Origin of the sequence: Bacillus cereus ATCC 14579, from assembly GCF_000007825.1 — a bacterium.
Lineage (GTDB): Bacteria > Bacillota > Bacilli > Bacillales > Bacillaceae_G > Bacillus_A > Bacillus_A cereus.
Genome location: NC_004722.1, coordinates 3,871,180 through 3,885,393, shown reverse-complemented (window position 1 = coordinate 3,885,393; position 14,214 = coordinate 3,871,180). Strand labels below are relative to the sequence as shown.

Genomic DNA, 14,214 nt, shown 5'->3' with positions numbered 1-14,214 from the left:
GATATGCATTATACTAGTCTCAACTTGAAAAAAGAGGTGAATTGTTTGGTTGTTTACGCCGACGTTGTTTGGTTGTTAAACGCCTGCATTGATTTTCTTTTGCTTTTATTAACAGCTACCGTGTTAAAAAAGAAAATCAAAAGATGGAGGCTTGTGTTAGGGGCATTTATAGGTTCAACCATTGTTATTTTTGCCTTTACTCCTTTTGCTTCTATGATGACACATCCAATTATGAAACTACTGTACTCGTTACTTATTGTGTATACAGCATTTGGGTTTACGACATTTAGAAATTATGCACAAACTGTTTTTACTTTTTACTTTGTAACCTTTATGGTTGGCGGAGGATTAATTGGAACTCATTTCTTTTTGCAAACGAATGAAATGGTAAATGGATTGGTTCAATCTCAGTCAATTTCTTACGGTGATCCAATTAGTTGGTTATTTGTTATTTTTGGTTTTCCAGTAATTTATTATTTTTCTAAAAAGCGTATTGAAAGCGTAGAGGTCACGAAAATACACTATGATCAAATTGTGAAAGTAAAAATTCAATTAGCCGAAGAAGAACTAGAACTCGCAGGTCTTATTGACAGTGGGAACCAACTTTATGACCCATTAACAAAAACACCTGTTATGATTATGCATGTTTCATCATTAGAACATTGCTTACCATCTTGGTTAACAGAACAAATTTATTCCAAAACAGAAATTCCTCAAATACCAGAAAATGATTCTGGTTGGGCGACCAAATTACGCTTAATTCCTTTCCGTGCAGTAGGAGTAGAGAGTCAATTTTTGTGGGCAATTAAGCCTGACAGTGTGCAAGTTGACCATGAAGGTAGTTCTATTGTTGTAAACAAAGTATTAATTGGATTAAATACACAACAGCTGTCTACTAATGGGGAGTATCAATGTATTGTGCATCCAAAAATGTTGATTTCGCAAAAAATGGTGATCGCTTAATAAATGAGAGGCGGGATAATATGATGAAATTAAAATTTTATTTAGTATACCTTTGGTATAAAGTATTGCTGAAATTAGGAATTAAGACCGATGAAATTTATTATATTGGTGGAAGTGAAGCGTTGCCACCACCGTTAACAAAAGAAGAAGAGGAAGTTCTTTTGAATAAATTGCCAAAAGGAGATCAGGCAGCAAGGTCATTACTTATTGAACGTAACTTAAGGCTCGTTGTATATATAGCAAGAAAGTTTGAAAATACAGGGATAAATATTGAAGATTTGATTAGTATAGGAACAATCGGCCTTATTAAAGCGGTAAATACATTTAATCCAGAAAAGAAAATAAAATTAGCAACATATGCATCGCGTTGTATAGAAAATGAAATTTTAATGCATTTACGTCGAAATAACAAAAATCGTTCGGAAGTTTCTTTTGATGAACCACTAAACATTGATTGGGATGGGAATGAACTGTTATTGTCTGACGTGTTAGGTACAGATGATGATATTATTACAAAAGATTTAGAAGCTACTGTAGATCGTCACCTTTTAATGAAAGCATTACACCAATTAAATGATCGTGAAAAACAAATTATGGAACTTCGGTTTGGGCTTGCTGGAGGAGAGGAAAAGACGCAAAAAGATGTGGCTGATATGCTTGGGATTTCACAGTCATACATTTCGCGTTTAGAAAAAAGAATTATAAAAAGATTACGAAAAGAATTTAATAAAATGGTGTAAAGAATAAGACCAGCCGTTATGTAGGCTGGTCTTATTCTATTTAGTTGTATTAGGAAAGATAATTTAAATAATAAATCGTGAAAAAACCACATGCATAAAATCCCCTTCAAAGGAAATACTTTACACTGTACAGCAACTCCCGATAGGAGGGAACACTTTGACGAGAAACAAAGTAGAAATTTGCGGTGTTGATACAGCTAAACTTCCAGTATTAAAAAATGAAGAGATGCGTAAATTATTTCGTGAAATGCAAAGTGGAGAGATAAGCGCAAGAGAAAAATTAGTGAATGGAAACTTACGTCTTGTACTGAGCGTCATCCAAAGATTTAATAACAGAGGAGAATATGTTGACGATTTATTTCAAGTTGGTTGCATCGGACTTATGAAATCAATTGATAATTTTGATTTAGGCCAAAATGTAAAATTTTCAACGTATGCTGTGCCGATGATTATTGGGGAAATACGCAGATATTTGCGTGATAATAATCCGATTCGCGTATCGCGCTCATTGCGAGATATTGCGTATAAAGCTTTGCAAGTAAGAGAAAAATTGATTGCAGAAAATTCAAAAGAACCAACAGCAATGGATATTGCAAAAGTGCTAGAAGTAACTCATGAAGAGATAGTATTTGCTTTAGATGCGATTCAAGATCCAGTTTCATTATTTGAACCGATTTATAATGATGGGGGAGATCCTATCTTTGTTATGGATCAGTTAAGTGATGAAAAACAAAAGGACGAGCAGTGGGTTGAAGAATTAGCATTGAAAGAAGGAATGAAGCGTTTAAATGATAGAGAGAAAATGATTATTAGAAAACGTTTCTTCCAAGGAAAGACACAGATGGAAGTTGCAGAAGAAATTGGGATTTCCCAAGCGCAAGTATCACGTTTAGAGAAGTCAGCCATTAAACAAATGAATAAAACGATTCAAGGATAAGGTCTCACCAATTATGGTGAGACCTTTTTATATGTAATATGGTTTGTGCTCATAGTAGGGGATTAGTGTTCATATAATGAAACTAGCATGGTGTTTCGTATAGGTGGCTTCCTGTAAATATGAGAAACAGTTTCCAATTTGTCATATAAGGGAGAGGATAAAAATGGTGATACGAATTTCAGAGTTACAGATGAAGGATGTTATAAATATTTCAGATGGAAAAAGGATTGGGAATATTGGAGATATTGAAATTGATATGAACACAGGGAAAATTTGTTCTGTTATTATTTCCAAACAGACACGTATGCTAGGTATTTTTGGAAAAGATGTTGAGATTGTAATTCCTTGGAAGGAAATTGTGAAAATTGGGGAAGATGTCATACTTGTAAGAGTAAATCCTGTTAATTCTGTAACAGAATCAATACAAACACCGACAATTTCATAAAGAATATTACAAATTCCTCTTTTTTTTCTGTTAGGATTATGAAAAAATAAAAGTATGGTAAAATAGACAGGAAGTACCATGCTTTTTTCTGTTATTTTAATTAAAAGGAGCCGCTTTATTATGAGAGAACCATTTAAATATGTGGACGGTATACTGTATTTACAAGCGTGGAAAGAACTTGGAAACATTACTGCTGGATTTACGACAAAAGATGGTGGGATAAGTACGGGCTCCTTTCATGCGATGAATTTAGGATTACATGTGAATGATATCGTGGAGAACGTTCATGAAAACAGACGCATTTTAGCAAATAAGTTACAAAAACCATTAGAAAACTGGATTTGCTCTGAACAAGTTCATGCTCATCATGTTGAAAAAGTAGGGCAACAGGAAAAGGGAAGTGGTGTCTATTCATATGAGGACGGCATTTCAAAAACAGATGGCATTTATACGAGTAATGAAGATGTTCTGTTAACGTCTTGTTACGCGGATTGTGTTCCGCTCTATTTTTATGCACCATCACATGGTATGATAGGACTTGCGCATGCTGGATGGAAAGGCACTGTACAAGAGATTGCAAAGGAAATGATTCAAAAGTGGAATGCACAAGGTATTTCAAGTGATGAAATTCATGTTGCAATTGGGCCGTCGATCGGATCTTGTTGTTATGTTGTGGATGATCGTGTATTAACAGCAGCACAGGAAGTAGTTAGCGGTGCTGTTCCTCATCAAAAAATTTCTGACGGGCAGTACGCAATTAATTTAAAAGAAATTAATCGTATATTATGTGTACAAGCAGGCATAAAAGAAGAGCATATTGTAATGTCATCTCTTTGTACAAGCTGTGAAGAGCAACTATTTTTCTCTCATCGTCGTGATCAAGGTAAGACAGGAAGAATGTTGAGTTTCATAGGTTTTAAGGAGGAAGGAAGCAAGTGACAGTACAAGAAAATTTAGTAATTGTAAATGAAGCTATTAAAGAATCTTGCGCTCGAGCTGGACGTTCGTTGCAAGATATTAAACTTGTTGCAGTTACAAAAACTGTAGGGATTGAAAAAACAAACGAAGTAATTGAAGCTGGAATTATCGATTTAGGTGAAAATAGAAATGAAGGTTTCTTACAGAAATACGAGCATTTCGGTTCAAAAGTTAATTGGCACTTTATTGGCTCATTACAAACGAGAAAAGTAAAAGAAATCATTAATGAAATTGATTATTTACATTCGTTAGATCGTCTTTCGCTGGCGAAAGAAATTCAGAAACGTGCTGATAAGAAAGTGAAATGCTTTATTCAAGTGAAAACCTCATCTGAAGAATCGAAGCAAGGATTGGCAATAGAAGAGGTTGTTTCTTTTATTCAAAGTTTGCAAGAATTCGATAAAATTGAAGTGGTTGGACTAATGACGATGGCTCCATTTACAGAAGAAGAGGAAGAAATCAGACGCTGTTTTAAGGAATTACGTATGCTGCAAACAGAGGTGCAGGAGCTAGAGTTATTACATGCGCCATGTAAAGAATTATCAATGGGAATGTCCAACGATTACACAATTGCAATTGAAGAAGGGGCTACATATATTCGTTTGGGAACGATTTTAGTAGGAAAAGCGTAAAAGGAAGGAGAATCTTATTATGAGTTGGTCAAAAGTAAAATACTTCTTTTTTGATACACCGGAAGAAAAAGAAGCAGCTCAATATGGTTATGAAAAGGAGCAAACAGACATGAAAAAGCAGCAAGATCCACCAGAACAACAAGACGTTACGTTTCCGAAAGCGCAACCGAAGCAAAATGTTGTGAGTATTGAAACAGCAAAACAATCTTCAAAAGTTGTTTTATTAGAACCACGCACATATTCGGAAGCACAAGGGATTGCGGACCACTTAAAAGGTAGACGAGCTGTTGTAATTAATTTGCAGAGAATGTCTACTGATCAAGCGGTACGTATCGTTGACTTTTTAAGTGGTACTGTATACGCTATAGGCGGGGACATTCAAAAAATAGGGCCGAAAACATTTATGTGTACACCTGAAAATGTAGATATTGTTGGTGCGATTTCAGAGTTATTCGGTGAAGAAGAAGAAACAAATATAAAGAGGTGGTAATACGCCATGACAACAGTTTTTATAGTGTTAAGTTATGCTATCGAGATTTACTCGTGGGCACTTATTATTTACATTCTCCTATCATGGTTTCCTGGTGCAAAGGAATCATCTTTTGGAGAGTTCCTGGCACGTATTTGTGAACCGTATTTAGAACCATTCCGCCGCTTTATTCCGCCGCTTGGAATGATTGATATTTCTCCAATCGTTGCGATCTTTGCGTTGAAACTTGCTAAAACTGGTTTGTTCAGTTTATTAAGCTATTTCTTATAGTAAGAAGGTGAATACATGAGCATCTACGAACATTTTAGGCCTGATGAGGAGGTCTTTGTGGATAAAGTGCTAGAGTGGAAGCGAGCGGCGGAGTACCATCAAGTGAAGTTAACGGATTTTCTTGATCCTAGGCAACAACAAATTGTTTCTATGGTAATAGGACAAGGTGATGTTGCTGTACAATTTGGTGGTGCAACGCCTAATGCAGAGCGTAAAAGAGCACTTATTTATCCAGACTATCTAGAATTAAATGAAGAAGAATTTCAAGTAGAAGTATTAGAAATTGACTATCCTTCCAAGTTTTATACGCTAGAACATAGGCAAATATTAGGTACATTTATGTCTCTTGGTTTAACAAGAGAAAAATGTGGTGATATTTTGCTGCAAGAAAATCGTGCCCAAATTGTAGTTGCGAAAGAAATTGTATCGTATATTGAGATGAACTTACAATCAATAGGGAAAGTAAAAGTCTCTTTAGCGTCAGTGCAAGGAGAACAAATTCTACAGATAGATGAAACGTGGGGAGAGAAATCTGGAACGGTTTCTTCACTTCGTTTAGATGTTATGTTAGCTGAAATGTTACATTTATCTAGACAGAAAGTACAACCTTTCATAAAAAATGGTTTAGTAAAAGTCAATTGGAAAACAGTGGAGCAAACTTCTTATGAATGCTATCCAGGAGATGTTTTTTCTGTTAGAGGGTATGGCCGAAGTAAATTATTTTCTGTAGAAGGTAGAACAAAACGCGACAAATGGAGAATTTTGTATGGTATACTAAAATGATTGGTTTTTTAGAAGGAAATCCTCCTATTTTGTCGAAGAAAAGATATAATTGAAAGAGGAAATTTAGATAACTACTTGGAGGTGGCGTTGTGCCGTTAACACCATTAGATATTCATAACAAAGAATTTGGTCGCGGATTCCGTGGCTATGATGAAGATCAAGTAAATGAGTTTCTTGATCAAATTATCAAAGATTATGAATTGGTCATTCGTGAGAAAAAAGCTTTAGAAGAAAAAGTTGCGCAGTTAGAAGGGAAGTTAGATCATTTCTCTAATATTGAAGATACGTTAAACAAATCTATCGTCGTTGCACAAGAAGCAGCGGAAGAAGTAAAACGTAATGCGCAAAAAGAAGCGAAATTAATTGTGCGTGAAGCTGAAAAGAATGCTGATCGTATTATTAACGAAGCATTAGTAAAATCAAGAAAAGTTGCTTTTGATATTGAAGAGCTAAAGAAACAAGCGAAAGTATTCCGAACTCGTTTCCGTATGTTATTAGAAACACAGCTTGAGATGTTAAACAACGATGATTGGGATAAACTAATTGAATTAGAAGACGAAGTAGATGAACTGTTGAAAAAAGAAGAAACAGTGTAAGCTTGACGTTTTTCTCATTATTACATATAATTTTAAACAACATATTTATTAAGAAAAACGAAGATAGGGATAAGTACCTTTTCAAACCTTATATAGCGAACTGAGGATGGTGTAAGCTCAGGATAAGGAGATAGTGGGAATATCACCCTGGAGTTCCGCGCTGAACAAATAGAGTAAGCGTAGGCGTGTATTCGCGTTAAGAATATAAAGAGGATTCTATACATATGTATATGATCTACTAGGGTGGTACCGCGGGAGACTTTCTCGTCCCTTTTTGGGATGAGAAGGTCTCTTTTTTATTCCGTTTTTTAAGTGTTTCTTTTATACATGTAAGGAGGAATTGAGCATGGAGTACAAAAATACATTACTGATGCCAAAAACAGAGTTCCCAATGCGTGGGAATTTACCAAAACGTGAGCCTGCAATGCAAGAAAAATGGGCTGAAATGAATATTTACGAAAAAGTACAAGAACATACAAAAGGACGTCCTTTATTTGTATTGCATGATGGACCTCCATATGCGAATGGTGACATTCATATGGGACATGCATTAAATAAAGTATTAAAAGACTTTATTGTTCGTTATAAATCAATGACTGGTTTTAGTGCGCCATATGTTCCAGGATGGGATACGCACGGTTTACCAATTGAACAAGCTTTAACAAATAAAGGTGTAAAACGTAAAGAAATGACAGTTGCTGAGTTCCGTAAGTTATGTGCAGAGTATGCATATGAACAAGTAGAACGTCAACGTGAACAATTTAAGCGTCTAGGTGTACGTGCAGATTGGGATAATCCATATATTACTTTAGAGCCAGCTTATGAAGCACAACAAATCAAAGTGTTTGGTGACATGGCGAAAAAAGGTTATATCTATAAAGGTCAAAAACCAGTTTACTGGTCTCCAACGAGTGAATCTGCTTTAGCGGAAGCTGAAATTGAATATCAAGATAAAAAATCAGCATCTATTTACGTAGCATTCCCTGTAAAAGATGGAAAGAACGTATTAGAAGGTGATGAAAAGTACATCATTTGGACAACGACACCTTGGACATTACCTGCAAACTTAGGTATTTCTGTTCACCCAGAGCTTGAATATAGCATTGTAAAAGTAAACGATGAGAAGTATATCATTGCTTCTGAGCTGTTTGAGACAGTTGCAAAAACGTTAGAGTGGGAAAATGCTGAAGTTGTGAAAACAGTAAAAGGTAGCGAACTTGAGTACACAGTTGCAAAACATCCATTCTACGATCGTGATTCATTAGTTATGCTAGGAGACCACGTAACAACAGATGCAGGTACAGGTTGTGTTCATACAGCACCAGGACACGGGGAAGATGACTTCGTTGTTGGTAAAAAGTATGGATTAGAAGTACTTTGCCCAGTCGATGATAAAGGTGTATTAACAAATGAGGCACCTGGATTTGAAGGCTTATTCTATGATAAAGCTAATAAACCAATTACAGAAAAATTAGAAGAAGTAGGCGCGTTACTGAAACTAACATTCATTACACATTCATACCCACATGATTGGAGAACGAAAAAGCCAATTATTTTCCGTGCGACAGCACAGTGGTTTGCATCTATTGAAGCATTCCGTAAAGAATTAATAGAAGCTGTAGCAGAAACAAAATGGGTACCAGCATGGGGAGAAACTCGTCTTCATAATATGGTTCGTGACCGTGGTGACTGGTGTATTTCTCGTCAGCGTGCATGGGGTGTGCCAATTCCGGTATTCTATGCTGAGAATGGTGATCCAATTATTACGGATGAAACAATTAACCATGTAGCAGATTTATTCCGTGAACACGGTTCTAACGTATGGTTCGAGCGTGAAGCGAAAGATCTATTACCAGAAGGATTTACACATCCAGGTAGCCCAAATGGCGAATTCCGTAAAGAAACAGACATCATGGATGTATGGTTCGATTCAGGTTCTTCTCACCAAGCGGTATTAGAAGAGCGCGAAGATTTACAGCGTCCAGCTGATTTATATTTAGAAGGATCTGACCAGTATCGTGGTTGGTTTAACTCTTCATTATCAACAGCAGTTGCTGTAACAGGTAAAGCTCCATATAAAGGCGTACTAAGTCACGGTTTCGTACTAGATGGTGAAGGACGTAAGATGAGTAAGTCGATTGGAAACATTGTCGTACCGAAGAAAATTATGGATCAATTAGGCGGAGACATTTTACGCTTATGGGTATCTTCTGTTGACTATCAATCTGACGTACGTATTTCAGATGATATTTTAAAACAAGTAGCAGAAGTGTATCGTAAAATCCGTAACACATTCCGTTTCTTATTAGGAAACTTAGACGACTTTAAGCCAAGTGAAAATGCAGTAGCTGTAGCTGAACTTCGTGAAGTAGATCGTTACATGTTAGTGAAATTAAATGACTTAATTACAAAAGTTAAAGAAGCATATGAGACATACGACTTCGCTGCTGTGTATCATGCAATTCATAACTTCTGTACAATTGATTTAAGTTCATTCTATTTAGACTTTGCAAAAGACATTTTATATATTGAAGGTGCAAACCACGAAGATCGTCGTGCGATTCAAACTGTATTATATGATGTTCTTGTTGCGTTAACGAAACTTGTAACACCAATCTTACCGCATACAGCTGATGAAGTATGGCCATACATTCCAGGCGTAACAGAAGAAAGTGTACAATTAACTGATATGCCAGAAGCTGTACAATTAGATGACGCGGAAGCGTTAAAAACAAAATGGGATGCATTTATGACATTACGTGATGACGTGTTAAAAGCACTAGAAGTAGCTCGTAATGAAAAAGTAATCGGTAAGTCATTAAATGCAAGCATTACGCTATATCCAACTGCAGAAATGAAAGCTATGTTAGAGTCTATTAGCGAAGACTTAAAGCAATTATTCATCGTTTCTGAGTATAAACTTGGTGGTATGATGGATGAAGCGCCAGCAGATGCACCGAAGTATGAACATACAGCGGTTGTTGTTGCTCAAGCAACTGGTGAAACATGTGAACGTTGTTGGGTAGTTTCAGAAACAATTGGTAAAGATGCTGAACATGAAACATTATGTGAGCGTTGTGCAACAGTTGTTAAAGAAAACTATGTAAAATAATAAAAAAAGCTGACTGCTATTGATGCAGTCAGTTTTTTTGTTTATGGCATATCAAAATCACTTTCAGACTCTTTCCTGTGAAGGAAAAATGTGTGTGAGGTAAGCAAATAAATTTCGGACACACTAACTGTACATTACAGCTAGGAGGAATGTACACGTGAATGAAATTTACATGGAAATAAAAGAAGAATTGCAATTGATGAGAAAAGAGTTGCAAGAGAGACTAGCTAAAGAAGTAATGCACAAATATGATGTCGAGTTCAGCCAAGAGCTTGGATATGAAATTAAGGAAGAGATAAAGAAAAAATTGCTATTACATGATATAAAAGAGGATTTAAAGGATGTAGAACGCGCATTATTTAAAATGGAAATAGACATGTATGGTATTTGTGAAGAGACGGGGAGATTAATTTCGACAAAGCAAATGAAGACAATGCCGACTGCCCGTACGATTCATGAATTCTTTTATGAAAAGGTAAATGTATGAATACGCACAACGATATTATATTACCTTTTTTTAATTTATTTTATTCTTCTATAAAGGTTCATTGTGAAAAGGTAGCAGCTATGCTAAAATTTTGAGGTACACTGTCTTTGTGGGGGAAATGAAAATGATATATTATGTAATAGCGTTATTCGTCATTGCTATCGATCAAATATCGAAGTGGTTAATTGTAAAGAACATGGAATTGGGTACGAGTATTCCGATTATTGACAATGTATTATACATAACATCACATCGAAATAGAGGCGCTGCTTGGGGTATTTTAGAAAATAAAATGTGGTTCTTCTACATTATTACAGTTGTTTTTGTAGTGTTTATTGTATTTTATATGAAAAAGTATGCGAAAACAGACAGGCTTCTAGGTATTTCGTTAGGCCTAATTTTGGGCGGGGCAATTGGTAACTTTATTGATCGTGTATTTAGACAAGAAGTAGTGGATTTCATTCACGTGTATATTTTCTCGTACAACTATCCAGTATTCAATATAGCTGATTCAGCATTATGTATTGGTGTTGTATTAATTATTATTCAAACATTATTAGAAGGCAAGAAAGCGAAGGAGTAATTGAATGAGTGAAGTAGTACAAGTAACAGTTGCAGCAGAGCAAAAAAACGAGCGAATTGATAAATTCGTTGCAGGGATAAATAACGAATGGTCACGTACGCAAGTGCAGCAATGGATTAAAGATAACGTTGTGACAGTAAACGGGAAAGCGGTAAAAGGGAATTATAAAGTAAAAGAAGAAGATGAAATTACAGTAACAATTCCTGAACCAGAAGAGTTAGATATTCAACCAGAGGATTTAAATTTAGAAATTTATTATGAAGATGCAGATGTGCTTGTTGTAAATAAGCCACGTGGTATGGTTGTACATCCAGCACCAGGGCATACAAGTGGTACACTTGTAAATGGCCTTATGCATCATTGTACAGACTTATCAGGCATTAACGGTGTAATGCGTCCAGGTATCGTGCATCGTATTGATAAAGATACATCTGGACTATTAATGGTTGCTAAAAATGATATGGCACATGAATCGCTTGTGAATCAGCTTGTAGCAAAAACAGTAACGAGACGTTACAAAGCGATTGTACACGGTGTGATTCCGCATGATAAGGGAACGATTGATGCTCCGATTGCTCGTGATAAGAAAGAGCGTCAAAGTATGACAGTTGATGAAAATGGTAAGAACGCTGTTACGCACTTCCAAGTGTTAGAACGCTTTAAAGACTTTACACTTGTAGAATGTCGCTTAGAAACGGGACGTACGCACCAAATTCGTGTTCATATGAAATATATTGGCTATCCACTTGCAGGAGATCCGAAGTATGGTCCGAAGAAAACGTTAGATATGAATGGACAAGCACTTCATGCGGGTATTTTAGGCTTTGATCATCCTCGTACGGGTGAATATATTCAGTTTGAGGCACCGATTCCAGAAGTGTTTGAAGACGCATTAAATATTTTACGAAAATAGTATTGACAAATCATAAGAAAACTGAGATACTGACAACAGTTAAATAATGATCCTTTAACACAGCCCCGTGAGGTTGAGAAGGTAACGGTTTGAAATACTTAGGGTATGTTGTACCCTTTTTTCAAAAGTCCTCTCGCACACGCTGAGAGGACTTTTTTTATACCATTACTCTCACGCAAGAAAAAAGCTTGGAGGTGTAGAGCATGCAAGAGAAAGCTGTCGTTTTAGATGACCAAATGATTCGCCGCGCTTTAACACGAATTAGTCATGAAATCGTGGAACGAAATAAAGGTGTCGATAATTGTGTTCTTGTCGGAATTAAAACTCGTGGAATTTTTATTGCACAACGTTTGGCAGAACGAATTGGTCAAATTGAAGGAAAAGAAATGGAAGTTGGAGAGTTAGACATTACGTTATATCGTGATGATTTAACACTACAATCGAAAAATAAAGAACCACTTGTAAAAGGTTCTGATATCCCTGTAGATATTACGAAGAAAAAAGTTATCCTTGTGGATGACGTATTATATACAGGAAGAACAGTTCGAGCAGCAATGGATGCTCTTATGGATTTAGGTAGACCATCTCAAATCCAATTGGCGGTTCTTGTTGATAGAGGTCATCGCGAATTACCAATTCGCGCTGATTATGTAGGGAAGAATATTCCAACATCAAGTGAAGAGCGTATCGAAGTTGATTTGCAAGAGACAGATCAACAAGATCGAGTAAGCATATACGATAAGTAAAGCCCTTTTAAATGTAGTCCTGTGAGGCTGCCAAAGGGTCTTGGCTTTCATATGTCAAATTTGGCATAAGAAAGTGTAGGACTCTTTGTGCACAGGCACAAAGAGTTTTTTTTTATTGCAAAGATTTAAACTGAAGGAGGATGTAACAATGGAACAAAAGCCAGTGTTAGACGTTAATGAAGTACCGAAACCGGGAAAATGGTTATTTTTAAGTATACAACATTTGTTCGCGATGTTTGGATCAACAGTGCTTGTTCCGTTTTTAACAGGATTGAATCCATCAGTAGCATTAATATCAAGTGGATTAGGAACGTTAGCATTCCTTCTTATAACGAAAGGTCAAGTACCTGCTTATCTAGGATCATCATTCGCCTTTATCGCACCGATTATAACAGCGAAAACGGCAGGTGGACCGGGAGCGGCAATGCTTGGTGGTTTGCTAGCAGGACTTGTGTACATCTTAATCTCACTCGGAATTAAGAAATCAGGATCAGAGTGGATTATGAAATTACTACCACCAATCGTAGTTGGTCCAGTAGTAATGGTAATCGGTCTAGCTTTAGCACATACAGCAGTTAACATGGCGATGAACGGTGCGGATGGCAAATATAGCTTTACACACTTTTCAGTAGCGTTAGTAACATTAGCAATTACAATTATATGCTCGATATTTGGAAGAGGATTTTTCAGTATCATACCAGTGTTACTTGGCATTATCGGCGGATATATCTTCGCTTACTTCCAAGGGCTAGTAGACTTAAAGCCGGTAGCTGAGGCAAAATGGTTTGTTGTACCAGATTTCACAGTACCATTTGTAACATACACACCAGAGTTTTCATGGAAGATTGTACTCTTGATGGTACCAGTTGCACTAGTAACAATATCAGAACATATCGGACATCAAATTGTTCTTGGAAATGTTATTAAAAGAGATTTAATTGAAAAACCAGGTTTACACCGTTCAATCTTCGGTGACGGAGTAGCAACATTAATCGCGTCACTAATCGGTGGGCCACCGAATACAACGTATGGTGAAAACATCGGTGTGCTAGCAATTACGAGAGCATACAGTGTATACTTATTCATCGGTTCAGCAGTATTCGCAATCATGTTCGGATTTATCGGTAAGATTTCTGCACTGATTCATTCGATCCCAACACCAGTTATGGGTGGTGTATCAATCTTACTATTCGGTGTAATCGCATCAAGCGGATTACGCATGATGGTAGATGATAAAACAGATTTAAGTGACAAACGAAACTTAATGATTGCATCAGTAATATTAGTAATCGGTATTGGTGGAGCGGTACTTCACGTAGGAGAATCATTCCAAGTAGAAGGAATGGCACTAGCAGCAATTGTAGGTGTACTGTTAAATCTACTACTACCGGAAACGAAACAAATAAAACAATCTAAGCAGATTGCTTCATAATAATAACCTTTTAATTCAGTCCTGTGAGACCGGAAAGGGTGGCTTCTTTCTTGCACCCTAGTCTCACACGATTAGGGTATTTTTATGCAAAGGTTGTTATAAAAATT

16 protein-coding genes and 1 other annotated feature are annotated in these 14,214 nt (G+C 36.4%); all 16 genes read left to right on the top strand.

Annotation, left to right across the window (positions count from 1 at the left end; genetic code table 11):
• The first annotated feature begins 45 nt into the window (after positions 1–45).
• The 16 genes from spoIIGA (at position 46) to uraA (ending at position 14,107) form a co-directional block, all read left to right on the top strand.
• On the top strand, positions 46–963 hold the full coding sequence (gene spoIIGA / locus BC_RS19475; protein ID WP_000261975.1) for a sigma-E processing peptidase SpoIIGA: 918 nt from the start codon (positions 46–48) through the stop codon (positions 961–963).
• 20 nt (positions 964–983) lie between these two features.
• The gene (sigE, locus tag BC_RS19470) at positions 984–1,703 is read left to right on the top strand and encodes an RNA polymerase sporulation sigma factor SigE (protein ID WP_000976948.1); all 720 of its coding nucleotides are present in this window, start codon (positions 984–986) and stop codon (positions 1,701–1,703) included.
• A gap of 157 nt (positions 1,704–1,860) precedes the next feature.
• Positions 1,861–2,640: an RNA polymerase sporulation sigma factor SigG gene (gene sigG, locus BC_RS19465; protein WP_000197755.1), complete on the top strand. Its 780-nt coding sequence runs from the start codon at positions 1,861–1,863 to the stop codon at positions 2,638–2,640.
• A 163-nt stretch (positions 2,641–2,803) separates the two neighbouring features.
• Complete coding sequence (locus tag BC_RS19460; protein WP_000236745.1) at positions 2,804–3,085, top strand: YlmC/YmxH family sporulation protein; 282 nt, start codon at positions 2,804–2,806, stop codon at positions 3,083–3,085.
• 120 nt (positions 3,086–3,205) lie between these two features.
• Positions 3,206–4,024 (top strand): peptidoglycan editing factor PgeF, encoded by an 819-nt coding sequence (gene pgeF / locus BC_RS19455; RefSeq protein WP_001209009.1) that lies wholly within the window; start codon positions 3,206–3,208, stop codon positions 4,022–4,024.
• Positions 4,021–4,695, top strand: coding sequence for a YggS family pyridoxal phosphate-dependent enzyme (locus BC_RS19450; protein ID WP_000218005.1), 675 nt, complete (start codon positions 4,021–4,023; stop codon positions 4,693–4,695). Before pgeF ends, BC_RS19450 begins: the two co-directional genes overlap by 4 nt.
• A 19-nt stretch (positions 4,696–4,714) precedes the next feature.
• Entirely contained in the window at positions 4,715–5,185 is a 471-nt protein-coding gene (locus BC_RS19445; RefSeq protein WP_000119129.1) for a cell division protein SepF, read from the top strand.
• Positions 5,186–5,191: 6 nt separating this feature from the next.
• The gene (locus BC_RS19440) at positions 5,192–5,455 is read left to right on the top strand and encodes a YggT family protein (RefSeq protein WP_000214233.1); all 264 of its coding nucleotides are present in this window, start codon (positions 5,192–5,194) and stop codon (positions 5,453–5,455) included.
• Between the two features lie 15 nt (positions 5,456–5,470).
• Complete coding sequence (locus tag BC_RS19435; protein ID WP_002164454.1) at positions 5,471–6,238, top strand: RNA-binding protein; 768 nt, start codon at positions 5,471–5,473, stop codon at positions 6,236–6,238.
• An 89-nt stretch (positions 6,239–6,327) separates the two neighbouring features.
• A complete protein-coding gene (divIVA, locus tag BC_RS19430) occupies positions 6,328–6,834 on the top strand; it encodes a septum site-determining protein DivIVA (RefSeq protein WP_001131611.1) in 507 nt (168 codons plus the stop codon).
• A 51-nt stretch (positions 6,835–6,885) separates the two neighbouring features.
• Positions 6,886–7,109: a binding site (T-box leader), on the top strand.
• Positions 7,110–7,180: 71 nt separating this feature from the next.
• Positions 7,181–9,946: an isoleucine--tRNA ligase gene (ileS2, locus tag BC_RS19425; RefSeq protein ID WP_000455951.1), complete on the top strand. Its 2,766-nt coding sequence runs from the start codon at positions 7,181–7,183 to the stop codon at positions 9,944–9,946.
• 157 nt (positions 9,947–10,103) lie between these two features.
• On the top strand, positions 10,104–10,433 hold the full coding sequence (locus BC_RS19420) for a molecular chaperone DnaK (protein WP_001002956.1): 330 nt from the start codon (positions 10,104–10,106) through the stop codon (positions 10,431–10,433).
• Between the two features lie 124 nt (positions 10,434–10,557).
• On the top strand, positions 10,558–11,016 hold the full coding sequence (gene lspA / locus BC_RS19415; protein WP_000642185.1) for a lipoprotein signal peptidase LspA: 459 nt from the start codon (positions 10,558–10,560) through the stop codon (positions 11,014–11,016).
• 4 nt (positions 11,017–11,020) lie between these two features.
• Positions 11,021–11,929 (top strand): RluA family pseudouridine synthase, encoded by a 909-nt coding sequence (locus BC_RS19410; protein ID WP_000005831.1) that lies wholly within the window; start codon positions 11,021–11,023, stop codon positions 11,927–11,929.
• 203 nt (positions 11,930–12,132) lie between these two features.
• The gene (gene pyrR, locus BC_RS19405) at positions 12,133–12,675 is read left to right on the top strand and encodes a bifunctional pyrimidine operon transcriptional regulator/uracil phosphoribosyltransferase (RefSeq protein ID WP_001156491.1); all 543 of its coding nucleotides are present in this window, start codon (positions 12,133–12,135) and stop codon (positions 12,673–12,675) included.
• A 148-nt stretch (positions 12,676–12,823) separates the two neighbouring features.
• Positions 12,824–14,107: a uracil permease gene (gene uraA / locus BC_RS19400; protein ID WP_000435928.1), complete on the top strand. Its 1,284-nt coding sequence runs from the start codon at positions 12,824–12,826 to the stop codon at positions 14,105–14,107.
• Positions 14,108–14,214 lie beyond the last annotated feature (107 nt).